This window comes from Mesorhizobium sp. M0615, from assembly GCF_040320805.1.
Classification (GTDB): domain Bacteria; phylum Pseudomonadota; class Alphaproteobacteria; order Rhizobiales; family Rhizobiaceae; genus Mesorhizobium.
In genome coordinates this window covers 360263-383834 of the sequence record NZ_JAMYQI010000007.1, presented here as the reverse complement: position 1 = coordinate 383834, position 23572 = coordinate 360263, and the positions used below count along the sequence as shown (strand labels likewise).

The following is a 23572-nucleotide window of genomic DNA, read 5'->3' as shown; positions in this document are numbered from 1 at the left end:
CCTCTCCCACCCCCCCCGCGGCGGCGGGGGGGCTGGCCCCCCCCCCCCCGCCGGCGCGGGCCCCCCCGACCCTTAGCGCGGTACGGCAGGATTCTTGCGCCTTGTCCCTGTTCAATGTCCGTTGGCGACCGTTGCCAGGTGGTTCCCCCACTCCGTCGCTGCTTCGCAGCGCCACCTCTCCCCCCTCCGGAGGGAGAGGAAAGGTGCCCGCCTCTGTTACTTCCAGTTCTTGCGTCGCTCGAGCTCTGCCTCTGACGGCTCTTGCGTGGCGAACGACCCGACCTTGACCTCACCCCCGCGTTCGTAGGTCGCCATCATGACGCCGGTGGTGGTAGCCTGCGACTTCACCAGCTTGAAGGCGGCCGGCATCGCGCCGTCGCCAAACAGCCGCTTGCCCTTGCCCAGCAGCAGCGGGAAGATCATCAACCGGATCTCGTCGATCAGCCCGTTGGCGAGCAAAGTCTGGATCAGCTCGCTCGAACCCTGGATGAGCAGGTCAGGCCCATCTTCCTTCTTGAGGCGGCGCAACGCCGCGACGATATCTTCTCCAAGCCATTGCGTATTTTCCCAGGTGAGCGAATCCGGCCGATGCGTCGCCACATATTTAGTGGCAGGGTTGAAGACGTCTCCGATGGCATCTTTCTGATACGGCCAGTAAGCGGCGAAGATGTCGTAGGTTCTGCGGCCGAGCAGCAGGGCGAAGGGCTTAGAGAACAATTCCTCCATGGCCACGCCCGCCACCTCGTCGAAGTAGTGGAACGTCCAGCCGCCGAACTCGAAGCCGCCAACCGGGTCTTCTTCCGGGCCGCCCGGCGCCTGCATGACGCCGTCGAGGCTGACGAAGGTAGCGGCGATGATCTTTCGCATTGGATTTTCCTTTTCCAGGATCCGCGCCGTCAGGGCCGGATTTCGATCTAAGGACGGACAGGCCGGCGGCCGCCCGACAGGCGTTGGCAAAAAAACGCTGCGGCCGACAAGAGTACCTACCGCCGTCGCCCGCCGCCAAGCGCCTGCGACGAAAACCAGACATCGCCGATGATGGCGGTGGCGGTCCGGTCCGGCGCCCTGTCTGATGTCAGCCAGATCGAACGGCTGCGCGCGGCCTTCTGGAGGTCGGGGATTTTGGCCGCCGAACCGGCGACCGAGGCGCCGACGCAGGGGATGAACCACGAGCGCATGAAGGGGTCGCAGGCAAAACCTTGTTTGGTGCGGGTCACCATTACGGCCAGGCCGACGCCCTGGGACGGGCGCCAGGGAAAGATCATGCGGCCGCCCGCTTTCAGCGCCCGCAGCCAGGCAGCCGGCGGTGCGACGACACCGGCATTGACATAGATGATGTCGGACGGCGGCAGATCGCCGGTGACGGCATCGCCGTGGATGACGCTTACATTGCCGTAGGTCTCGAGATTCTTTGTCGCTCTGGCAGCAAGATCGGCCTCCAGTTCGAAGGCGGTCACCGGGCCGGGCGCAACCAGCCGGGCCAGCAAGGCGGTGTAGTAGCCGGTGCCGGCGCCGATATGGCTGACGGCCTCGTCCGGTCTGGGGGCGATCCTGCCGATCCACATGGCGTGCAGGGAGGGTTCGCCATTGTTGATGCCCTTGTCGGCATCGAGCGCCACCAGCACGTCCTGATAGATGTGAACAGGATCGGCGCTCGGCGTCATGATCTTGCCGTTGCCGGTGGTGAGCGCCCTGCCGGCGACTACCGCCCAGGGTCCGGGACCGAGAAAGGCCTCGCGCGGAACGGTGGCGAACGCCTCTTCGAGGCGCGGGTCGGCCGAGCCGGCATTGGCCGCCATCAGCTGCGCGTAAAATTTCCTGGCGTCTTCGACACTTGTCATGATGGCGAGCAAGATAGCGCAAGCCGCCGGTTTGTCGCGGTCGGGAATGAGAATCAGCCGACGCCGAAGACGGTGTCGTAGAGCAGCTTGAAGTTGAGCACCAGGATGACCGCCGCGACCACCCAGGCGAGGGCCGCCACGCCGCGGGGAATGGCAAGGTTGCCCATCTTCTTCTTGTCGGAGACGAACTGCACCAGCGGGATGACTGCGAAGGGCAGCTGCATCGACAGTACCACCTGGCTGAAGACCAGCAACTGGCCGGTGCCCTTTTCGCCATAGAGCGCGGTGACGACCACCACCGGGACGATGGCGATGCCGCGCGTCAGCAGCCGGCGCGCCCATTGCGGAATGCGCAGGCGCAAAAAGCCTTCCATGACGATCTGGCCGGCAAGCGTTGCCGTAACCGTCGAGTTGAGGCCGGAGGCCAGTAGCGCCACCGCAAACAGGATGGAGGCGATGCCGAGGCCGAGCAGTGGCGACAAGAGCTCGAAGGCCTGGCCGATCTCGGCGACATCCTGATGGCCGGTGCCATGGAAGGCCACCGCCGAGACGATCAGGATCGAGGAGTTGACGAACAGCGCCAGGACGAGCGCGATGGTCGAGTCCGTCGTCGCCCATTTAATGGCGTCGCGCTTGCCTTTTTCGGTCCGTTCATAGGCGCGTGTCTGTACGATCGAGGAGTGCAGGTAGAGATTGTGCGGCATCACCGTGGCGCCGATGATGCCGATGGCGATGTAGAGCATCGCCGGATTGGTGACGATCTCCGTCGACGGCACGAACATCGAATGCAGGATCGAGCCGACCGGAGGGGCAGCGGCAAAGATCTGGATGGCGAAACAGCCGAAGATGATGATCAGAAGCGCGATGACGAAGGCTTCGAGATAGCGGAAACCCTTGTTCATCAAGAGCAGCACGATGAAGGCGTCGAGCGCCGTCAGCAACGCGCCGCCGATCAGCGGAATGCCGAACAGAAGCTGCAGCGCGATCGCCGTGCCGATCACCTCGGCGAGGTCGCAGGCGATGATGGCGAGTTCGCAGGCGATCCACAGCACGAAACTGACGGGACGCGGATAATAGGCGCGGCAGGCCTGGGCGAGGTCGCGGCCGGTGGCGATGCCAAGCCGGGCGGCAAGCGCCTGCAGCAGGATCGCCATCAGGTTGGACAGCATGATGATGAACAATAGCGTGTAGCCGAACTGGGCGCCGCCGGCGAGGTCGGTGGCCCAGTTGCCCGGATCCATATAGCCGACCGAGACCATGTAGCCCGGTCCCATGAAGGCGAACAGGCGACGGAACCAGACGCCGGACTGCGGCACCGCGATCGTGGAGTTCACCTCGCGCAGGCTGGGAGGATTGTCCTCCGGCCTGTCAAATCGCCAGGATGATCCCAAGGTAGCGTCAGCTTCGGACATGGAGGGCTTTCCACTGGGTGGATCGGTTGACGTCATCCTATCTATGCCAGGGCTCAACATTATGCAATAGGCTATATTTCATTGTATGTGCTTCCTGTTGCGCCGACCGGCAGGCCGGCCGGGGATCGCAAACGCCGGTTGCGCCTACCATGGAATGGAAATAAACGGCTGGAACAGTTAAGCCCGTGCTATGAATGGCAAAGGGCGATTGCTTTGCCCAAAGCCGATTCTTGTCAAAAGATGGGAAGGAGCGCGTGTTGGCGCTGAAGCACAGACCGGTTGGACGCGAGGAGCCGCTGCCTGACGCCGAGATTCATTCGAAAGGGTTCCGGCAGCAGCGCGAAGCGCGCCGCGGCGCGCTGGTCGAGGATTATGTCGAGCTGATCGCCGACCTGATCGAGGACGGCAATGAGGCGCGTCAGGTCGATATTGCTGCGCGGCTCGGTGTCGCCCAGCCGACGGTGGCCAAGATGCTGACCAGGCTGTGCGCCGACGGGCTCGTTTCCAGAAAACCCTATCGCGGTGTGTTCCTGACCGACGCCGGGCGCAAGGTGGCGGAAGAGAGCCGCATCCGCCACCAGACGGTAGAAGCGTTTTTGCGTTCGCTCGGTGTCAGCGCCGAGACGGCGCGCATCGATGCCGAGGGCATCGAGCATCATGTCAGCGCCGAGACGCTGGAAGCCTTTCGCAAGGCGATGATCGCGCCGCGCTGAGGGGTGCCGGGGCCGCACCACTGGAACCTCCGCACGTCAGGCTCGTTGCTCCTGACGTTGCGCGTGATTGTCGCGCGCCAAGGAGGAAAACATGGGCGTCGAACAGGCACCGACCGCGAAGGGCAAGCAGGCGGCCGAGGGTTTGAGGCAGGCAGCGGCAAAGGACGAACGCAAGACCGAGGTCGAAACCGGCCATGCGCTGAAAAAGGGCGCCGCGCGTTTCGAGGAACGCTCCAAAAGCTCGGACGGCAAAAGCGCCGGCACCAAGCAGAAGATCTGAGTTCTGTTCGCAAGCGGCAACCTGCCGCTCATTCCTCGGTGTCCTGCACCCAACTGCGCGGATGGCCGTCGACGCGGAACTGGAATATGAAATAGGGCGGAATGCAGGAGCCCTTGCCAGGCTTGGCTGCGGCCAGATCGTCGTAGCCGGCGGTGCAGATATAGTCCTCGCGGCAGGGATGCGCCTTGTCGCAGGCGCGCAGGCCGGCGGTCTTGGTGAATTCCTTGGTGCAGAATTTGTGGTCCTTGCCCGACGCGATGCAGTCGTTGAAACCGGTCTTGGCGAGGCGGCCGCAAGTCGCCTCGTCGGGAAGCTTGTCGCAGCTTGCCTTGCGCAGCATGCCCCCGGGAAAGCCACCGGTCTTCTGCTCGGGGTTGTCGTAGCGTTGGCGCGCCGCGCCATAGCCGGCGAGCTTGATTACCGGTTTCTTGTCGCGCGCCGGATCGATGGCGCAGGCTTTTGCGGTGGCCGGCGACAGGCGGCAATAGTTGTCGCTGCCCCAGCTCGACATCTTAATCTCGCCGAACTCGACGGGGTCGCCGACTGCGGTGGCCGCCTCGCTGACGCAGGTGCCGAAGCCCGGATGGATGTCGCTTTCATGGACGCCGGCGCAGCGCAGGCTTTCGCCGCAGCTCCAGTCCTTGAAGCTGGCATCCTTGCCGCTGTAGCAGATCGAGCCCCAGCCATTGTAGAGATCGGTGCCTTTCAGCGCTTCGGCGAGTTTGGCGTCCGGACGGGCGGCGAAGCCGCGTGAGAAATCCGGATGGCCGCCGGCGGCGAAGTCCTCGACGATGGCGCGGCGGCGAGGCAGGTCGGCGAAGAACACCGCCGAGCCGGGGACGAAGACGGCGTTGCGGCGCGGCTCGCTGGCCGGATCGGCGCCGGTGTAATGGAAGCCGGCAATGCCGTGCGTCTGGTGGCAGCCGGTGCAGGTCATTTCGTTGAGACGCAGATTGAAGCCGGCCACCGATTTCACGCTGCGCAGCTCGTTGCCCTTGGCGACATAGTCCTGCAGTGCCTTGTCGATGTCGGCATCGTCGAGCAGCCCATAGGCGATATTGTTTTGCGACCTGGCCATGCCGCCGGGTGCGACCGAGACGGCGCTGGTCGCCAGGAACTTGTCGTCGATGACCAGCCGGCCGCGATCGAGGTCGTAGAGGTTGCGGTCGGTGAGCAGCCATTTGGCGAAGGCCGGCCGGTCGGCCAGAACCACTTTCCGGTCGATCTGGTTCTCCATCTTCGATTCCTGGAAGGTGGACGTCGTTGGGTCCCATTTGAAAATCTTGAGGAGATATTCGGCGTGGCCACCGAAGTCGCGGCGGCTCGAGGCCGACAGCCGGAGAACCTGCATGTTCAGCTCAAGCCGCATGATCTGCGACGAATTCAGCATGGCGTTGGAGAGCGGCCCTTCGTCGGAGCGCAGCCAGGCTGCCAGTTGCTCGGGCGCAAGGTTCTTCTGGCCGGCGGCGAGCCAGCGCTTGGCGATTTCGGCACAGGAAACGGCGGTGGCGCTTGGACGGTCTCTCGAAGCGCGGGGGCGAGCCTCGCCGGGCCTGGCGTTGAAGACCAGACCCATGGTCAGCGGCAGCCGCGACGAGATGCGTTGCGCTGTCTTTCCCTTCGTGGGCTTCTCCGCCACCGAATAGTGGAAGCGGTAGATCAGCCTGATCTCGCCGCATTCGGTGTGGCCGAGATAGCCGCGGTCCATGCGGTTGACGACGCCGGTCAGGTCGAGCGTCGAGCCGTCATCGTCGATGTATTTCGGGTTGAATTTCTGGCTGGTGTCCTTCGACTTGACCATGGCCGCGACGTAAGGATCGGGGCTATTGGCAGGCTCGTCGGCGATCTCCTGCTTGACGGCGTTGCGCACAGGGGTCAGCGCGCGCACCGAAAACAGGCCCCGATTGTCGACCTCGCGCGTGAGACCCAGCGCCGGGCCGAGCAGGCGGCTGATCGAGAGGCCGCCACGCTCAAGCGCCTGCAATGTCTCGGGATCGGTTACGGCGACGCTGGAATCGAGCGTCACGGCGCGCGCCGGCGACGGGCCGAGGCATAGCACCACCGCCAGCAGCAGAAATCGACCGATCGTCCGCAAGTCCCCGACACCCCCGTTCGAACCGGATGCTACAGCGCGCATGCCGCCTCGACCAGAGTGCGAACACGATGCCGCTGCCACGAAAAATACTGTGACTTGGCGCAACCATTGCGATAATTGTCTGTTGGGTCGGACTGGGCCACGACATCGGCCACGCCAGCCGAAATTTGCATACGGGGAGTTGCCATGCTCTGGAAGGGCCGCCGTCAGAGTGACAATGTCGAGGACGAGCGCAGCGACAGCGGCGGCGGTGGTGGTTTCGGCGGCGGCAGCCCTGGCCAGTTCCGCATCCCGATCGGCGGCCGCACCGGCGGCGGCGGCAGCATATTGCTGGTCGTCCTCGTGGTGCTGGCCGGATGGTATTTCGGCTTCGACCCGTCGCAGATCCTGGGCAGCGGCGACGGCGGCGGCGTGCTGCCGGGTGGCGGTGGCCAGATTACCGACAACAGCGGCGGCCAGGACGACGGCGCCGGCACGCCTGCTTCCGACGAGATGAAGCAGTTCGTGGCGACCGTGCTGGCCGAGACCGAAGAGACCTGGACCGGCATCTTCCAGTCGCAGGGCCTGAAATACGAGGACCCGAAGCTTGTGCTGTTCAGCGGCCAGATCCGCTCGGCCTGCGGCTCCGCCTCGACGGCAGCCGGACCGTTCTATTGTCCCGGCGACCACAAGGTCTACCTCGACACCACCTTCTTCCAGCAGCTCGACCAGCAGTTCGGCGCCTCGGGGGATTTCGCCCAGGCATATGTGATCGCCCATGAAGTCGGTCACCATGTGCAGAACCTCACCGGCATCCTGCCCAAGTTCAACCAGATGCGGCAGTCGATGGGTGAGGCGGAAGCCAACCAGATGTCGGTGCGCATCGAGCTGCAGGCCGACTGCTTCGCCGGCGTTTGGGCGCATTTCACCGCGCAGAAGGGCATTCTGGAACAGGGCGACATCGAAGAGGCGCTCAACGCCGCCAAGCAGATCGGCGACGATACGCTGCAGAAGAAGATGCAGGGCTATGTCGTTCCGGAAAGCTTCAACCACGGGACGTCGCAGCAAAGGCAGACCTGGCTGGCGCGCGGCTACAAGAGCGGCAAGCTGTCGGATTGCAACACGCTGACCGGTCCGGTTTGAGGCGCTCGCAAGTTCCAGCCGACCGCGGTTCAAAGCGCATCCGTCGGCGGGCCGATTCACCACCGGCAACAGATGTCAGGAGGAGAACGCCTGAGGCGTTCTCCTATTGTTCCAAAGTGGCGCCTCGCCTATAACGGGCGCCCGCCCAAGGGCGGTCCCAGGGAGCAGACGCCATCATGATCGACCCCAAAACCGCCAGGCGGGGCCTTGCGCTCGTCTTCACCACGCTGCTGCTCGACATTATCGGCTTCGGCATGATCATGCCGGTGTTGCCGGCCTTTCTCAGGGAGCTTTCCGGCGTCGGCATCAGCGAAGCGGCGATCGAAGGCGGCTGGCTGTTCTTCGTCTATGCGGCGATGCAGTTCTTCTTCGCGCCAATCATGGGTGGATTGAGCGACCGCTTCGGGCGGCGGCCGATCCTGCTTGCCTCGGTGCTTACATTCTCGATCGACAATCTGATCTGCGCCATCGCCTGGTCCTATCCGATGCTGTTCATCGGCCGCGTGCTGGCCGGCGTTTCGGGCGCCAGCTATTCGACGACGTCGGCCTTCATTGCCGACATCTCGAACGACGACAACCGGGCGAAGAATTTCGGTCTGCTCGGCATCGCCTTCGGCGTCGGCTTCGTCATTGGGCCGGTGCTGGGCGGGCTGCTCGGCACGTTCGGGCCGCGAGTGCCGTTTTACTTTGCCGCCGGGCTTGCCTTCGTGAACTTCCTCATCGCCATGTTCTTCCTGCCTGAAACGCTCGATGAAAAGCACCGCCGCCGCTTCGAGTGGAAACGCGCCAACCCGGTCGGCACGCTGCTGCAGATGCGCCAATATCAGGGCATCGGCTGGATCGGGCTCGCCTTCTTCCTGATGACGCTCGGCCACATGATGTATCCTGCGGTGTGGTCGTTCGTGTCCAATTATCGTTATGGTTGGAGCGAGCAGCAGATCGGCTTCTCGCTCGGCGCCTTCGGCCTGTGTGGGGCGATCGTCATGGCGACGGTGCTGCCGCGCGTGATCCCCAAACTTGGCGAATGGAGGACGGCGGTGATCGGCCTGACATTTACTGCGGCCAGCGCCTTCGGCTACGCCTTCGCCTCGCAAGGCTGGATGATCTATGCGGTGATCGTCGTCGGCTGCCTCGAAGCACTGGCCGATCCGCCGCTGAGAAGCCTTGCCGCCGCCAAGGTGCCGCCATCGGCGCAAGGCGAATTGCAGGGTGCGATGACGTCGATCTTCTCGATCACCTCGATCATCACGCCGCTGCTCTACACCGCGATCTTTTCCTGGTTCACCGGACCGAATGCGCCCGTAGTGTTCGGCGGCGCCCCCTATCTGGTTGGCGCGTGCTTCCTGACGCTTGCGGTCATTGTCTTTGTGACGAAAGTTGCGAGGCCGACGGCGGTGAGAAGCGTTGCCACCGGCGCTGCGGAAGATGGAGCCCAGATATGAGCCATGACAGCCGCATAGAGCTGACCAAGGACGGTTTGTCGCTGTCGCGGCTGGTGTTCGGCGCCTGGCGCCTGCTCGACAGCGCCGCGCGCCCGGACGCCGACCAGATCGCGCGGCTGATCGGCACTGCGGTCGATCTCGGCCTTACCAGCTTCGACCATGCCGATATTTACGGGCATTACCAGGTGGAAGCTGCCTTTGGCGCCGGCTTGTCGCGCTGGAAGGGCAAGCGCGACAGCATCGAGCTGATCTCGAAATGCGACATCATTCTGGCATCGGCCAACCGGCCTCTGAACCGGCTGAAGCATTACGACACCAGTGCGGCCCACATTGCCGCCTCGGTCGACCGTTCGCTCGCCAATCTCGGCACCGACTATCTCGACCTGTTGCTGCTGCACCGGCCGGATCCGCTGATGGATGCCGACGAGACGGCGGCGGCCCTTGCCGGGCTGGTCAAGTCGGGCAAGGTGAGAGCGGTCGGGGTCTCCAATTTCACGCCGTCGCAGTTCGACCTTCTGGCTTCGCGGCTGCCGTTTGCCTTGGCCACCAACCAGATCGAGATGTCGGTGCTGAAGACCAATGCGCTGATGGATGGCAGCCTCGATCACGCGCAACGCCTCGGCTATGCGCGATGATCTGGTCGCCGCTCGGCGGCGGCTTGCTGTTCACCGGCAAGGAAGGGCGCGAGGCGCGGGTCAGGGCGGCAATCGCGGCGGTGGCTGCCGAGATCGGCGCCGGCGATCTCGCCGCCGTCGCCATCGCCTGGCTGCTGCGTCATCCGGCGCGGCTGGCGCCGGTGCTCGGCACGATGAAGCCCGAGCGGCTGGCCGTCATGGTCAAGGCGCTGGAGATCGACCTCGACCGCCAGCAATGGTTCGCCATACTGGAGGCCAGCGAAGGCCGGCCGGTGGCGTAAGGTTACCCAGGCGCGAACTTCGAACCCGCCATAGGTGTGTGCTTCGTCCGTTAATGCGGCGCGCAAGCGAAGCGATGAGGAGGGCTTGGGCTCAGGGGATGCCGTCGGCGCTCTCGAAGCCTTCGTCGCTTCGCGCCGTCACAAACAGACCGGTTGACCGGTTTATTCCATTGACCCAAGACAAGGGCAATCGCGCCGCGTTTGTAACTCCGGCTATTCGGAGCATCACGATCTGGGCAACGGCTAGGCGAAGACCTGTAAAATCAAACCCGTTCGGCCAGCAATTCCTCGCCGCGCTTTTCGCGGATCAGGTTGACGAAGCGGCGGAACAGATAGTGCGAGTCCTGCGGGCCGGGCGAGGCCTCGGGGTGGTGCTGGACCGAGAACACCGGACGTCCGGTCAGCGCGATGCCGCAGTTCGAGCCGTCGAACAGCGAGACATGGGTTTCCTCGACGCCCTCGGGCAAGGAGTCGGCATCGACGGCAAAGCCGTGGTTCATCGAGACGATCTCGACCTTGCCGGTGGTATGATCCTTGACCGGGTGGTTGGCGCCGTGATGGCCCTGGTGCATCTTGGCGGTCTTGCCGCCCAGCGCCAGGGCCAGAATCTGGTGGCCGAGGCAGATGCCGAATACCGGGATGTCGGTCTTGAGCAGGTCCTGGATGACCGGCACGGCGTAGTCGCCGGTGGCTTCCGGGTCGCCGGGGCCGTTGGAGAGGAAGATGCCGTCGGGCTGCATGGCCAGGATCTCTTCCGAGCCGGTGCCGGCCGGAACCACGGTGACCTTGGCGCCGAGGCCGGAAAGCAGGCGAAGGATGTTACGCTTGACGCCGTAGTCGATGGCGACGACGTGCATCGACGGCTCGGCCTGTTCGCCAAAGCCTTCGTTCCATACCCAGGGCGTTTCACGCCAGACCGAGGACTGGCCCGAGGTGACTTCCTTGGCGAGGTCAAGCCCGATCAGGCCCGACCAGGCGGCGGCGCGCCGCTTCAAATCGTCGATGTCGAAGATGCCGTCGGGCGCGTGCGCAATGACGGCATTGGGCATGCCCTTTTCGCGGATCAGCGCGGTCAGCGCCCGGGTGTCGATGCCCGACAGCGCGACGATGCCGCGCTTCTTCAGCCACTGGTCCAGCCCGGTGTCGGCGCGGTAGTTGGACGGGTTGGTGACATCGGCCTTGAACACCGCGCCAACGGCGCCTGCACGGGCGACCGGGTTCAAGTCCTCGATGTCCTCGTCATTGGTGCCGATGTTGCCGATATGCGGGAAGGTGAAGGTGACGATCTGGCCGGCATAGGACGGGTCGGTGAGAATTTCCTGGTAGCCGGTGAGCGCGGTGTTGAAGCAGACTTCGGCAACGGCGGAACCGGTGGCGCCGAGGCCGCGACCCTCGATGACGGTGCCGTCGGCCAGCACCAGGACGGCGGTCGGCTTTTCGGTTGCCCAAGGCGGGGTCAGTTCGGGGGTCATCTCGGCCATGGCGACGCTCCTGTCACGCTGCGCGCTTCGATGGCGGGCCATCTGCGCAGCAAACGGCGCGGCCGATCTCTCAAGCCTGCGCGCATCAATTCTTTGTCTTATGCAAGGCCGAGTACATAGGGGAAGGCGCCAGAGCGGTCAATGATGCCGTGCCAAAACGGCGAGCATTTGTTTCGTCAAACGATATCAGGGCTTTGGCGCGTTTGCTTTGCGGATGGGCCGCGGTTATTGTCCGCGCCGTTCGAAGGAGAAAGCATCATGCGCGCAAAAATCGCTGAATCCCTGAAAAGCGCGATGAAGGCGCAGGACAAGCACCGCCTGCCGACGCTCAGGCTGATCCAGGCCGCCATCCACGACCGCGACATCGCCAATCGCGGCTCGGCCAAGGACCCCGCCAGCGACGAGGAGATCCTGCAGATCCTGGCCAAGATGGTGAAGCAGCGCGAGGAATCGGCCAAGGCGTTCGAGGACGGCAAGCGCCCGGAACTGGCGGCGCAGGAGCGTGGCGAGATGGAGATCATCCGCGGCTTCCTGCCGACGCCGTTGGACGACGCCGCCGTAACAGCTGCGGCGCGCGAGGCGATCGTTGCGACCGGTGCCGCCAGCCAAAAGGACATGGGCAAGGTGATCGCCGCGCTGAAGCAGAAATATGCCGGCCAGATGGATTTCGGCAAGGCTAGCGGCATCGTCAAAGGCCTGCTGCAGTAAGAGCCGACACCGCTTCAGTGGCGAAGGAGAGCAGGGGCGGGACATCACCTCTGGGCAAGAAACGGTCCGCACCGGCTTAAGCGAGCCAAGCCTTGACCTGCCGGAGAGCCCCACCATAATCGAAATCGTCAAACCCACGCTCGAACATCTGCCCTCCTACAAGGCGGCGCTCGAGCGTGGCTGGTCGCCGGACAATGTCCGGCTGATGGAAGCGACGCGCGAGCAACTTGCGGCGATCGACGAGGATCCCGCGGCGTTCCTTGCCAGCCTCGACGATCCCGAGGCCAAAGGAGGCCCGATTACCTTGCCGGACGGCACGACCGTGCCGCGGCTCCCGGGGTTCCGGCGCTGGATCTGGGACGGCGAGGCCGCCGGCTCGATCGGCTTTCGCTGGCAGCCGGGTACGGCCGCGCTGCCGTCGCATGTGCTCGGCCATATCGGCTATGCCGTGGTGCCGTGGAAGCGCGGACGAGGCTATGCGACCGAGGCGCTGCGGCTGATGCTGGAGGAGGCGAAGGCTGTTGGTTTGCCATATGTCGAGATCACCACCGACCTCGACAATCCGGCCTCGCAGAAGGTGGTGCTGGCCAATGGCGGCCGTGTGGTCGGTTCGTTCATCAAGGACGCCGCGTATGGCGGCGCCGAGAGTTTGTTGTTCCGGATCGATTTGTAGTCCGACGCTATTCGGCCGGTGCGGGCAGCGGCGGCGCTGCCCGGCTGCGCCCCTCCCAGATGTAGGAGGCAAGTGCCACCACCACCGCGACCAGCATGGCGGCAGCGCCCACAACCGGCAGGCTGCGGTAGCCGTAGCCGGCATTGAGCATGGCGGCGCCCAGCGACGCGGCGAGCGCGATGCCGACATTGAAGCCGGAGGGGATGAGCGAGGAGGCGAGGTTGGAGGCGTCCGCCGTCCAGGCCAGGATGCGGGTCTGGATCGGCGTGCCTATGGCGAAGTTGAGGCCACCCCAGATAACGATGGCGATGACCATCGGCACGGGGTAGGGGCTGACGGCATAGATCACGCCCAACATCACCGCCTGCAGCGCAAGCATGGTGATCAGCGACGGCATCAGCTTCCAATCGGAAAGCTTGCCGCCGAGAAACACACCGACGGTGGCGCCGACGCCGTTGAGCAGCAGCACCCAGGGGATCAGGCTCTCGTCGAGATGGGTCACCTCAAGCAGTGTCGGGGTGATGTAGGTGAACAGGCCGAACTGGCCGATCATCAACGTCAGCATCAGGATCAGCGAGGTCCAGACTTGCTGGCGCGCCAGCACGCGAACCTCGCTGCCAAGGCTGGTGGATGGGCTCGATGCGCCCGTTTTGCGCGGCAGGAGGGCGGCCATGGCGGCAAACGCCACCACGCCCAGCGCGCACATCACCCAGAAGGTGGCGCGCCAGCCCCAGAGATTGCCGATTGCGGTGCCGGCCGGCACGCCGATGACATTGGATACGGTGAGGCCGGAGAGGATCACAGCCACGGCCATGCCGCGCTTGTCCTCGGGCACGAGGCCGACAGCCACCACCATGGCGACGCCGAAATAGGCGCCGTGTGCGACGGCGACCGCAATGCGCAAGAGCAGCATCGAGGTAAAATCGGGCGCTAGCGCGCAAGCGGCCTGGCCGATGGTGAAGGCGACGGTCAGGCAAAGCAGCAGCGTCTTGCGGGGAATGCCCTTGGTGGCGAGCGCCAGCAATGGCCCGCCAACCGCGATGCCGCCGGCATAGCCTGAGACGAGATAGCCGGAGGTCGGGATCGAAACGCCAAGGCCGTCGGCCACTTGCGGCAGCACGCCGGCAATGACGAATTCGGTGGTGCCGAAAGCGAAGGCGGCGATGAACAGGGCAATGAGCGGAAGCATGGCGCGGAAGCGATCCTTGAACGAGTTGGCCTCAAATCATGGATGGCGCTTGCCGGCAATGCAGAAATTTTTGCGGCCGGTTTAGGTTTTCTTGATCAGCTCGCCTTCAACCTGGAGCCGCCGAGCAGGCCGCGCTCTTCCAGCACCGGGTAGGCCATCGACGCCAGCAGCGAGTTGATCTGCTTCAGGTCGCGGATGGTGTCGAGGTGGATGGAGCTGGTCTCGACGCTCTTGGCGGTGCCGTCGCGCAGGCGCACGAAATGGCTGGCGCTGGTTTCCTTTTCGCGGTCGCGCAGCCGGTCCTTTTCCAGCACCAGCTGGCGGGCAGTCTCAGGGTCGCGCGACACCAGCACGTTGAAGGCAAGCCTGGCATTGGCCAGCACCGAGGTGTGAAAGGCGAGCAGCTCGCTCCAGCCCTCGGGCGTGAACTCCAGCCCGCGCTCGAACTTCTTCTTCACATGCACCAGCATGTTGCGCACGATGATGTCGCCGACCTGCTCAAGCTTGACGCAGGCGCCTATCAGCTCCTGGCAGCGCAGCGCCTCGTCCTCTGTGAGCGAGTTCCTGGTCAATTTGGCCAGATAGAGCTTGATCGCCGCGTGCTTCCTGTCGACGCGGTCGTCAAGGGCGGCCAGCGCCTTGATCTTGTCGCCGTCGGCGCTTTCATACAGCTCGATGATACGCTTGAGCATGATCTCGACCGTCTCGCAGACGCGGACCACCTCGCGGGTGGCGTTGGCCAGCGCCTGGCTCGGAACGTCGAGCGCGCCGTCGTTGAGGGCGGAGAGTTCGACCACATCGAGCTCTGTAGCCGGCGCCGGCTTGGTGCCCATTGCGACGATCTTCTCGGAAGCACGATAGATCAGGCTGGCAAGCGGCAGGCCGGCGAGCAGGATCAGCACATTGAACAGTATGTGGGCGTTGACGATCTGGTCGGGCACGGTGGCGCCGAGGAAGGCGACCGGTGGCTTCAGCGTCATGAACAGGATCAGCATCACCAGCGAGCCCATGCCGCGCATCAACAGATTGCCGATCGGCACGACGCGCACGCCAGGTTCGGCACTTCGGGTGAGCAGCGGCGCGATGATCGACGAGCCGAGATTGACGCCGAGCACCAGCACGATGCCGAGTTCGGGCGGGATGAAGCCGCGCCCGGCCAGCGTGACCATCAAAAGCACGGCGGCGATTGAGGAGTGGAAGAGCCAGGTAAGGAGCGCGGCGAGCAGATAGGCGGTGACGTAGTCGCTGGAGAAATATTCGATGATGAGCGGCATCAGCGTGCTCTGGCGCAGCGGCTCCGAGGCCTGGCCGATCATCTCCAGCGACAGTACCAAAAGGCCGATGCCGACCAGGATGCGGCCGAACTGGCGCCAGTCGCGCCGCTCGGTGGCCATGAACATGACCGTGCCGGCGACGAGGCAGATCGGCACCAGCAGCGTCAGATCGAAGGTCAAGAGCTTGACCACCAGCGCCGAGCCGATCTCGGCGCCGCGCACAGCCAATTGGCCCGACATGCCCGAGACGATGCCGGCGCCGGCGAAGGAGCCGACGAGAAGCGTGACGGCGGTCGAGCTCTGCAGCGCGATGGACAGGCCGCAGCCGGCCAGCACCGCCATGATCGGATTGCGCATGGTGGAGCGCAGCCGGTGACGCAGCACGTCGCCATAGGCGCGCTCGACGCCTGTCTTGACCATGCGGGTGGCAAACAGCATCAGCGCCACCGAGCCCGCCAGATGCAGCAGAACGACGGAGCCGCTCATTTCGAAACCCGCACGCAGACAGCTACCGCGACGCGGAGGGCGCGCAGTGCAGGGATGAAAACGGGGCTGCGAATCATGGTCATGACAGTCTTGAACAATATCCGGAATATTTTAGCCGGGTAATAAAATCTTGTCGATTTCAAGAGCCGTCGCGGCGCGACAGGGCGTGTCGGAAAATGGACGGATGCGCAAATGGTTGCATGGCGGATCCCTGGTGATGGCAGCGGATCGTCCCGGTTTGCCGGACTCCCGGCAATCGCCTTTGCGATGATGTTCAAATATCCAGGATAAGCGCCGGATTTCATTGCGTAAATGTAATGCTAGTGTTCAGTTTCGGTTCATCCTTCGGGCGCTATTCCCTAGGCATCGACAACCAAGGAGCCCCGCTATGAAACGTGTTGTTCTTTCCGCCCTCGCTTTCTCGATGCTGGCCGCCACTTCGCTTACCGGCCAGGCCGCACCGGTGAACGCACCGGTCGCACCGCAGTCGAATTACACGCGGGTCGACTGGCAGAGGCCCGGCAAGCATGTCGATGTCAGGAAGCGCGTCGTGAAGAAGACGGTGGTCGTCAAGCGCAGCCATTGGCGCAATGGCCAGAAATATTCCAGCTGGAAGCGGCACCAGCCGATCCGCGATTATGGCCGCTACGGCCTGCATCGCCCCGGCCGCGGCCAGGAATGGATCCGCGTCGGCAACGACTATGTGCTGGTCAGCGTCCTGTCCGGCATCATCTTCGGCGCCATTGCCGCGCATTAAGCCCGGCCTCGCCGGCGCAATGCAGAGACTTGAAAGGAGGCGGCCCGAAAGGGCCGCCTTTCTTTTGGCTGTAGAACCGGGCTTTTTGGCTGTGGAAACCGGGTATGGTCCGCAATAAGGGTCGTCGGATTCCGCGAGCATGATTATATGAGGGACAAACGAGTTCCCCAATGCGCTTTCCGCCCGCCTTTCTCGATGAGATACGCGACCGTGTGCCGATTTCATCGGTCATCGGCCAGCGCGTCGCATGGGACAGGAAGAAGACCAACGCCTCGCGCGGCGACTATTGGGCCTGTTGTCCGTTCCATGGCGAAAAGAGCCCCTCCTTCCACTGCGAGGACAAGAAGGGCCGCTATCACTGTTTCGGCTGTTCGGTGTCGGGCGATCATTTCAAGTTCCTGACCGAGCTCGACGGATTAAGCTTTCCCGAAGCGGTCGAGAAGATCGCCGACATGGCCGGCGTGCCGATGCCGGTGCGCGACGAGCGGGAAGAACAGCGTGAGAAGGAACGCGCCAGTCTGACCGACGTCATGGAGATGGCGACTGCCTTCTTCCAGGAGCGGCTGCAAGGACCGGAGGGTGCAAAAGCCCGCGCCTATCTCAGGGATCGCGGGCTGACGCCGGCGACGCAGCAATCGTTCCGGCTGGGCTTTGCGCCCGACAGCCGCAATGCGCTGAAGGAACATCTTGCCGCCAAGGGTGTGCCCAAGGCCGACATCGAGGCCTGCGGGCTGGTGCGTCATGGCGACGACATCCCGGTCTCCTATGACTGGTTCCGCGATCGCATCATGTTCCCGATCCCGGATTCGCGCGGCAAGATCATCGCCTTTGGCGGCCGCGCACTGGCGCCCGATGCGCTGGCCAAATACATGAATTCGCCCGACACGGAGCTCTTCCACAAGGGCAACGTGCTCTACAATTTCGCCCGCGCCCGCAAAGCGCTGGCGAAAGGCGGCACGGTGATTGCCGTCGAAGGTTATATGGACGTGATTGCGCTGGCGCAGGCCGGCTTCGAGAATGCCGTGGCGCCGCTCGGCACCGCGCTCACCGAAAACCAGCTCGAACTTCTGTGGCGCATGGCGCCTGAGCCGATGCTGTGCTTCGACGGCGACCAGGCCGGGCTGAAGGCGGCGTGGCGGGCCGCGGATCTCGCGCTGCCGTCGGTGCAGGCCGGGCGGTCGGTGCGCTTTGCGCTGTTGCCGGAGGGCAAGGATCCCGACGATCTGGTCAAGGCAGAAGGGCCGGACGCGTTTCGTGCCGTGCTGGCGGAAGCGCGGCCTCTCGCTGATTTGTTGTGGATGCGTGAGACATCCGGTGGCGTCTTCGACACGCCGGAGCGGCGGGCGGGGCTGACAAAGACGCTGCGCGAACTGACCAGCCGCATCCGCGATGAGAGCCAGCGCTACCACTACCAGCAGTGGATGCGCGAGCGGGAGCTGACCTTCTTCAGCGCCCAGCGCGAAGTGCGGCAAGGTCGCCAGGACTGGAAACCGGGGCAGGGCAAAACGCCCGCACCCGGCGGACAGTTCGCCAAAGGCAGCGGGGCAGGCGCGCGCGCCGCGATCACCGAAAGCCTCGGCCGCTCCGCCATGGTCAAACGCGGTGGCGAGATGATGTCGGTGCGCGAGGCGACGATCATCGTAGCCCTCGTCAACCATCCGGCGCTGATCGACGAGAACTTCGCCCATGTCGAGTTCCTCGATCTCGCCAACACCGATCTGCAGCGGCTGCACGCCGCCATCCTCGATGCGATGGCGCACGACATGGCCAACGACCGTAGCGCGGTGATCGCCACCATCGAACGTGCCGGCTGCAGCGATATCTGGGGGCGCGCCGTGGCGCTCATCCAACGGGCCAGGCAATGGCCCGCGCTGGAAACCGCAGCGCTTGACGATGCCCGCGACGCCTTCAACCAGGCGCTGCACTTGCAGCGCAGCGCGCGCACCTTACATAAGGAGCTGAAACAGGCGGAAGCAGCGCTCGCCAGCGATCCCACTGACGAAAACTACCGGCACCTCATCGAGATTCAGGCGCAGTTCCGTGATGTACAAGCAACGGAAGCGCTGATCGAAGGCTTCGGTGTGTCCTCGGGCAGGGGTGGGCGCGTGTAGGTCGAAACCTGCGCAAGAATGGATGATGTACGTGCTGCGCGTCGAATCGACGCCTCTAAGTCGGGTAATTGATTCGCTTTTTTGATGCGAATCATGCGAGAGGCGCTTGACCTTCTGGCAGAATGACGGAATCAGGACGATTCGAAACCTTAACCCGTGCCGGCGTCGATGGAAATGCACTGACGCGAGGTGCTGATCACTGGACAGGCTGTCAGCCTGCCACAGATATCAGGGTTAATCTGGACTTAATGCATATCGCCCAAAAGTGAAAACCGGTTTTGGGGGCACGATATGAACAAACAAAAGAGTTGATTCGGTTACCGGCCCGGTTAAGCGCCACCAGCGCATGTAGTTTGACCGGTGCGGCAGCTACGCGGCTTCGATGCTCGGCCGCTAGGAGAAGATAAAGACTATGGCGACAAAGGAAAAGGAAGAGGTCGAGACCGAACGTGAAGGCGCCACCGATGGGCCTCTGCTCGACCTTTCCGATGATGCTGTCAAGAAGATGATCAAGGCCGCCAAGAAGCGCGGCTATGTGACTCTCGACGAACTGAACGCGGTGCTGCCGTCGGAAGAGACCGATCCGGATCGCATCGAAGACATCAATGCGATGCTGTCCGACATGGGCATCAACGTGGTCGAGGACGACGATCAGAGCGAGGAGCCCGAGGCCGCCGACAGCAATGCCGACGCCGAGGAAGACGCCAACGAGCTGGCCGAGCAGACCGGCACCGCCGTCGCCGCCACGACCACCAAGAAAGAGCCGACCGACCGCACCGATGACCCGGTGCGCATGTATCTGCGCGAGATGGGCTCGGTCGAGCTCCTGTCGCGCGAGGGCGAAATCGCGATCGCCAAGCGCATCGAGGCCGGCCGCGAGACGATGATTGCGGGCCTCTGCGAAAGCCCGCTGACCTTCCAGGCCATCATCATCTGGCGTGACGAGCTCAACGAATCCAAGATCCTGCTGCGCGAGATCATCGACCTCGAAGCCACCTATGCCGGCCCCGAAGCCAAGCAGGCGCCGGTGGTCGAGCGCATCGAGGAGGCGCCCAAGGCCGAGGACAAGCCGAGGCGTGGACGCGACGAGGAAGACGACATCACCAATGTCGGCGCCGACACGCGCGGCCTGGTCGATGACGACGAGGAAGACGAGGACGAGGCGAGCCTGTCGCTGGCGGCGATGGAAGCGGAACTGCGCCCGCAGGTGATGGAGACGCTCGACGTCATCGCCGACACCTACAAGAAGCTGCGCAAGCTGCAGGACCAGCAGGTCGAGAACCGTCTGGCCGCGACCGGCACGCTGTCGCCAAGCCAGGACCGCCGCCTGAAGGAGCTGAAGGACCAGCTGATCAAGGCGGTGAAGTCGCTGTCGCTCAACACGGCGCGCATCGAGGCGCTGGTCGAGCAGCTCTACGACATCAACAAGCGGCTGGTGCAGAACGAAGGCAAGCTGCTGCGCCTGGCCGAAAGCTATGGCGTGCGCCGCGAGGAGTTCCTCAAGGAATATCAGGGCTCCGAGCTCGACCCGAACTGGACACGCTCGATCGGCAATCTCACCTCGCGCGGCTGGAAGGAATTCACCAAGAACGAGAAGGACGCGATCAAGGATCTGCGTTCGGAAATCCAGAACCTCGCCACCGAGACGGCGATCTCGATCCTGGAATTCCGCAAGATCGTCAACCAGGTGCAGAAGGGCGAGCGCGAAGCCGCTATCGCCAAGAAGGAAATGGTCGAGGCCAACCTGCGCCTCGTCATTTCCATCGCTAAGAAATACACCAATCGCGGCCTGCAGTTCCTCGACCTGATCCAGGAAGGCAATATCGGCTTGATGAAGGCGGTCGACAAATTCGAATACCGCCGCGGCTACAAGTTCTCGACCTATGCGACATGGTGGATCCGGCAGGCGATCACGCGTTCGATTGCCGACCAGGCGCGCACCATCCGCATCCCGGTGCACATGATCGAAACGATCAACAAGATCGTGCGCACGTCGCGCCAGATGCTGCATGAAATCGGCCGCGAGCCGACGCCGGAGGAACTGGCAGAAAAGCTCGCAATGCCGCTCGAAAAAGTGCGCAAGGTCTTGAAGATCGCCAAGGAGCCGATCTCGCTCGAAACCCCTGTGGGTGACGAAGAGGATTCGCATCTGGGCGATTTCATCGAGGACAAGATGGCGATCCTGCCGATCGATGCGGCGATCCAAGCCAATCTGCGCGAGACCACCACGCGGGTGCTCGCCTCGCTGACGCCGCGCGAGGAGCGGGTGCTGCGCATGCGCTTCGGCATCGGCATGAACACCGACCACACGCTGGAAGAAGTCGGCCAGCAGTTCTCGGTGACGCGCGAGCGTATCCGCCAGATCGAAGCCAAGGCGCTGCGCAAGCTCAAGCACCCGAGCCGGAGCCGCAAGCTGAGGAGCTTCCTCGACAGCTGATACCGGCAACAGACCAGAATTCGAAAAGGGCGCCGATGGCGCCCTTTTTGTTGCCGGGTGAAGGCTCTTGTCGCCCATCTCCGTCGGGAGGATACTTGCCTGGTCGGATGCATGTTCTGGGCGAAAAACCGGATGTCCGCCCCGGCTGATGTCCTCAGCCGTGCTCCGTGGCGCCGGAGGGAGGTGTGTGATGACAACCTACATCCTGCTGATGAACTGGACGGAACAGGGCGCCAGAAATATCCGAGAGTCGCCGAAGCGGCTCGATGCCGCCAAGAAGCAACTGGCCGACATGGGCGGCTCGTTCAAGGCGTTTTACCTGACTATGGGCGAATATGACATGGTGGCGATTATCGAGGCGCCCGACGATGCTGTGCTTGCTCGTTTCGCCCTGATGCTGGCAACGGGTGGCAGCGTCAAGACGCGAACGCTCAAGGCTTTCCCGGAATTTGCCTATCGCGAGATCGTCGCCTCGCTTGGATAGCGCTGGGCGCGGGTCCGTGCGGCTCGGCGTCATATTGCGGGGCCGTGCCGTCAGGGTGATAGTCGCGCCATGTCCAAGCCTGCGCTGACCGTCTGGTACAACACACGCTGCCCGGTTTGCGATGGCGGCATCACCCGGCAGAAACGGCGGCTGATCGAGGCGATCAAGGCCGGGCGGATCGAATTCCGCGACATCAACCTCGAACCGGCGGCGCTCTCTGGCTACAGCGCCTCGCTGGAGGACATACGCCGCCGGCTGCATGCCACCGATGCCGAAGGCAGGCTGCTGGTCGGCGCCGATGTCGCGGTTGCCGTCTGGCGGGCGACGCCGGGCGACGGCTGGCTGGCGACGCTCTTCGGCAATCCGGTCGCGCTGCCGCTGACGCGCTTGGCCTATGATCGTTTCGCCGATCTTCTCTATGCCTGGAACCGGCGCAAGGGCCGCTGGTAGCGAGGCAAGGCCCGAAGAATCTGCGGGCCTTACCGTCATGGGCGTTACCGGGACGCCGGCTCGCAAAGCCAGCCGACAATGCGGCGCACCGCCGGCAGCACCATGAGCAACGTTGGGAACGCTACCAGCCAGGACAGGCCCCAGGCAGTGAGCCAGACAGCCGGCAAATCAGGTTGCAGTCCAAGGCTTTTCAGCGTCGATATGAACGAGACGATGAAGGTCATCAGCAGCGACAGCACCAGCGGGCTGACGATCGCGGCATAGCGCGCCGGCAGCTTGCCGCGCTTACGGTTCGTGGTCATTTTTGGATTTTCCTGAAACATCCGGTCCGTCGCATTTGGCATCCATTGCGCCGGGTTTCCGGCGGAACTGCCCGGAAAGACCGGGGTGGATGCGTTGCTTGACGTCAGACGCTTACGGAGAGGTTTTGGCCCTCACGCGCTTTCTAGCTGCCGGCGGCGGCGAAATCAACCTTCTGGCGCCGCCTTTAGATACATCGTAAGATATATCTTGACTCGTCGGCGGGGCAAGCCTAATTAAGATGTATCGTAAGATATAACTCAAGGAGCAATTCATGCATAGACATCATCCCTTTGGCGAGCGCGCCGAGCGCGCATTCCTGCACATGGCAGGCAAATTTGGTGGAAGAGGGGGCGGCGGCTTTGGTCCGTTCGGCCACGGCGGACGTGGCGGTGGACGCGGCGGCCCGGGCGACATGTTTCGTGCCGGGCGCATGCTGGCCGACGGCGATCTCAAGCTGATCACGCTGTCGCTGCTGGCCGAGGCGCCTCGCCACGGCTACGACATCATCAAGGCGCTGGAAGAGCGCACCAGCGGCATCTACAGCCCGAGCCCGGGCGTCGTCTATCCGACGCTGACCTTCCTGGAAGAGGCCGGCTATGCGGCTTCAGCCGCCGACGGCAACAAGAAGGTGTTTTCGATCACCGAGGCGGGCCAGGCGCATCTCGCCGAGAACCGCGAGATGATCGACGGCGTGCTCGAGCATCTCGAGCGCTTCGGCCGCAAGATGGCCAAAGCGCGGGACTGGTTCGGCTGGAACGACGACGGCGAGGAAGGCGGACGGCGTGGTGGACGGGGTCGCTCGGAAGCCCGCGACGAGTTCCGCGCCGTGCGCCACCGGCTGCGTGCCGCGCTCGGCGATCTCGTCGACGCGCCGGCTGAAAAGCAGGCCGAGGCGATTGCAGTCCTGGAAGCCGCCGCTGAAGCCCTGGAAGCGCTATCGCGCGGTTGACCCCTGGCGAGAACGCTTGCCCGTTCGACTGAGGAACGGTACTGAAAATCATCCTGCACCGCGAGACGTGGTGCAGGATGATTGCCGTTGGAGGAAGCCCCATGTCTTTTCTGAAGCGTCTTTTCGGTGGTGGCGGTGAGGGGGGCGAGCCCAAGAGCGCAGCACCGGCAAAGCAGGTTGAGCACAAGGGATTTTTGATCAGCGCCACGCCCTACAAGGCGGAGGGGGGCCAATACCAGACCTGCGGCGTGGTTTCGAAGGAAGTCGACGGCGTGATGAAGGAACACAAATTCATCCGCGCCGATCGCTTTGCCGGACTGGACGACGCCGTCGACATCTCGATCAAGAAGGGCATGCAGTTGGTCGACGAGCAAGGCGAGAGGATGTTCGGGTAGGGCCTGCGGTGGCCAACATTTGCACCGGTTGTTTATCTTTTCCGCCGATTTCCG

21 protein-coding genes and 1 pseudogene are annotated in these 23572 nt (G+C 63.7%); 14 read left to right on the top strand and 8 right to left on the bottom strand.

Features of this window, described 5'->3' with window-relative positions; genetic code table 11:
- Nucleotides 1–216: 216 nt before the first annotated feature.
- The 3 genes from NKI46_RS15165 to NKI46_RS15155 form a co-directional block, all read right to left on the bottom strand.
- The gene (locus tag NKI46_RS15165) at nucleotides 217–867 is read right to left on the bottom strand and encodes a dihydrofolate reductase family protein (RefSeq protein ID WP_023705848.1); all 651 of its coding nucleotides are present in this window, start codon (nucleotides 865–867) and stop codon (nucleotides 217–219) included.
- A 116-nt stretch (nucleotides 868–983) separates the two neighbouring features.
- On the bottom strand, nucleotides 984–1841 hold the full coding sequence (locus NKI46_RS15160; protein WP_023705847.1) for a protein-L-isoaspartate O-methyltransferase family protein: 858 nt from the start codon (nucleotides 1839–1841) through the stop codon (nucleotides 984–986).
- A gap of 53 nt (nucleotides 1842–1894) precedes the next feature.
- Entirely contained in the window at nucleotides 1895–3253 is a 1359-nt protein-coding gene (locus tag NKI46_RS15155; protein ID WP_023705846.1) for an Nramp family divalent metal transporter, read from the bottom strand.
- A 257-nt stretch (nucleotides 3254–3510) separates the two neighbouring features.
- Here NKI46_RS15155 and mntR point away from each other — a divergent pair, with 257 nt between their 5' ends.
- Together mntR and NKI46_RS15145 are read left to right on the top strand one after the other, a co-directional pair.
- Nucleotides 3511–3966, top strand: a complete 456-nt coding sequence (gene mntR, locus NKI46_RS15150; RefSeq protein ID WP_023672433.1) for a manganese-binding transcriptional regulator MntR — start codon at nucleotides 3511–3513, stop codon at nucleotides 3964–3966.
- A gap of 91 nt (nucleotides 3967–4057) precedes the next feature.
- Nucleotides 4058–4246 carry a hypothetical protein gene (locus NKI46_RS15145; protein ID WP_023672434.1) on the top strand — a complete coding sequence of 63 codons (189 nt, stop codon included), beginning with the start codon at nucleotides 4058–4060 and terminating at the stop codon, nucleotides 4244–4246.
- Nucleotides 4247–4274: 28 nt separating this feature from the next.
- Here NKI46_RS15145 and NKI46_RS15140 read toward each other — a convergent pair whose 3' ends face one another.
- Nucleotides 4275–6383, bottom strand: a complete 2109-nt coding sequence (locus NKI46_RS15140) for a hypothetical protein (protein WP_352746783.1) — start codon at nucleotides 6381–6383, stop codon at nucleotides 4275–4277.
- A gap of 144 nt (nucleotides 6384–6527) precedes the next feature.
- Here NKI46_RS15140 and ypfJ point away from each other — a divergent pair, with 144 nt between their 5' ends.
- The 3 genes and pseudogenes from ypfJ to NKI46_RS15125 all read left to right on the top strand — a co-directional run bounded on the left by ypfJ (nucleotide 6528) and on the right by NKI46_RS15125 (nucleotide 9821).
- Nucleotides 6528–7463: a KPN_02809 family neutral zinc metallopeptidase gene (gene ypfJ, locus NKI46_RS15135; protein WP_023672436.1), complete on the top strand. Its 936-nt coding sequence runs from the start codon at nucleotides 6528–6530 to the stop codon at nucleotides 7461–7463.
- A gap of 176 nt (nucleotides 7464–7639) precedes the next feature.
- Nucleotides 7640–8905 carry a TCR/Tet family MFS transporter gene (locus NKI46_RS15130; RefSeq protein ID WP_023733296.1) on the top strand — a complete coding sequence of 422 codons (1266 nt, stop codon included), beginning with the start codon at nucleotides 7640–7642 and terminating at the stop codon, nucleotides 8903–8905.
- Nucleotides 8902–9821, top strand: a pseudogene (locus tag NKI46_RS15125) (aldo/keto reductase). Before NKI46_RS15130 ends, NKI46_RS15125 begins: the two are co-directional and overlap by 4 nt.
- Nucleotides 9822–10084: 263 nt before the next feature.
- Here the strand turns inward: NKI46_RS15125 and carA are convergent.
- The gene (gene carA, locus NKI46_RS15120; protein ID WP_352746780.1) at nucleotides 10085–11302 is read right to left on the bottom strand and encodes a glutamine-hydrolyzing carbamoyl-phosphate synthase small subunit; all 1218 of its coding nucleotides are present in this window, start codon (nucleotides 11300–11302) and stop codon (nucleotides 10085–10087) included.
- Between the two features lie 258 nt (nucleotides 11303–11560).
- Here carA and NKI46_RS15115 point away from each other — a divergent pair, with 258 nt between their 5' ends.
- On the top strand, nucleotides 11561–12010 hold the full coding sequence (locus NKI46_RS15115) for a GatB/YqeY domain-containing protein (protein ID WP_031195862.1): 450 nt from the start codon (nucleotides 11561–11563) through the stop codon (nucleotides 12008–12010).
- Nucleotides 12011–12125: 115 nt separating this feature from the next.
- Nucleotides 12126–12683: a GNAT family N-acetyltransferase gene (locus NKI46_RS15110; RefSeq protein WP_352673440.1), complete on the top strand. Its 558-nt coding sequence runs from the start codon at nucleotides 12126–12128 to the stop codon at nucleotides 12681–12683.
- 7 nt (nucleotides 12684–12690) lie between these two features.
- Here the strand turns inward: NKI46_RS15110 and NKI46_RS15105 are convergent, their stop codons facing one another.
- Entirely contained in the window at nucleotides 12691–13872 is a 1182-nt protein-coding gene (locus NKI46_RS15105; protein ID WP_352746777.1) for an MFS transporter, read from the bottom strand.
- Between the two features lie 95 nt (nucleotides 13873–13967).
- A complete protein-coding gene (locus NKI46_RS15100) occupies nucleotides 13968–15632 on the bottom strand; it encodes a Na/Pi cotransporter family protein (RefSeq protein WP_352746774.1) in 1665 nt (554 codons plus the stop codon).
- Between the two features lie 388 nt (nucleotides 15633–16020).
- On the opposite strand from NKI46_RS15100, the gene NKI46_RS15095 reads away from it, so the two are divergent.
- The 5 genes from NKI46_RS15095 (at nucleotide 16021) to NKI46_RS15075 (ending at nucleotide 21871) form a co-directional block, all read left to right on the top strand.
- On the top strand, nucleotides 16021–16389 hold the full coding sequence (locus tag NKI46_RS15095; protein ID WP_023672444.1) for an RcnB family protein: 369 nt from the start codon (nucleotides 16021–16023) through the stop codon (nucleotides 16387–16389).
- 170 nt (nucleotides 16390–16559) lie between these two features.
- The gene (gene dnaG, locus NKI46_RS15090; protein WP_023683795.1) at nucleotides 16560–18500 is read left to right on the top strand and encodes a DNA primase; all 1941 of its coding nucleotides are present in this window, start codon (nucleotides 16560–16562) and stop codon (nucleotides 18498–18500) included.
- 412 nt (nucleotides 18501–18912) lie between these two features.
- A complete protein-coding gene (gene rpoD, locus NKI46_RS15085; RefSeq protein WP_023672446.1) occupies nucleotides 18913–20937 on the top strand; it encodes an RNA polymerase sigma factor RpoD in 2025 nt (674 codons plus the stop codon).
- A gap of 190 nt (nucleotides 20938–21127) precedes the next feature.
- Nucleotides 21128–21421 (top strand): GYD domain-containing protein, encoded by a 294-nt coding sequence (locus NKI46_RS15080; RefSeq protein ID WP_023733294.1) that lies wholly within the window; start codon nucleotides 21128–21130, stop codon nucleotides 21419–21421.
- Nucleotides 21422–21490: 69 nt separating this feature from the next.
- The gene (locus NKI46_RS15075) at nucleotides 21491–21871 is read left to right on the top strand and encodes a thiol-disulfide oxidoreductase DCC family protein (protein ID WP_023733293.1); all 381 of its coding nucleotides are present in this window, start codon (nucleotides 21491–21493) and stop codon (nucleotides 21869–21871) included.
- 44 nt (nucleotides 21872–21915) lie between these two features.
- On the opposite strand, the gene NKI46_RS15070 is transcribed toward NKI46_RS15075, so the two are convergent.
- Complete coding sequence (locus tag NKI46_RS15070) at nucleotides 21916–22173, bottom strand: DUF2798 domain-containing protein (protein ID WP_023683797.1); 258 nt, start codon at nucleotides 22171–22173, stop codon at nucleotides 21916–21918.
- 272 nt (nucleotides 22174–22445) lie between these two features.
- On the opposite strand from NKI46_RS15070, the gene NKI46_RS15065 reads away from it, so the two are divergent.
- Both NKI46_RS15065 and NKI46_RS15060 read left to right on the top strand, forming a co-directional pair.
- The gene (locus tag NKI46_RS15065; protein ID WP_023672450.1) at nucleotides 22446–23123 is read left to right on the top strand and encodes a PadR family transcriptional regulator; all 678 of its coding nucleotides are present in this window, start codon (nucleotides 22446–22448) and stop codon (nucleotides 23121–23123) included.
- A gap of 101 nt (nucleotides 23124–23224) precedes the next feature.
- Nucleotides 23225–23518 carry an HlyU family transcriptional regulator gene (locus tag NKI46_RS15060; protein ID WP_023672451.1) on the top strand — a complete coding sequence of 98 codons (294 nt, stop codon included), beginning with the start codon at nucleotides 23225–23227 and terminating at the stop codon, nucleotides 23516–23518.
- Nucleotides 23519–23572: the final 54 nt, after the last annotated feature.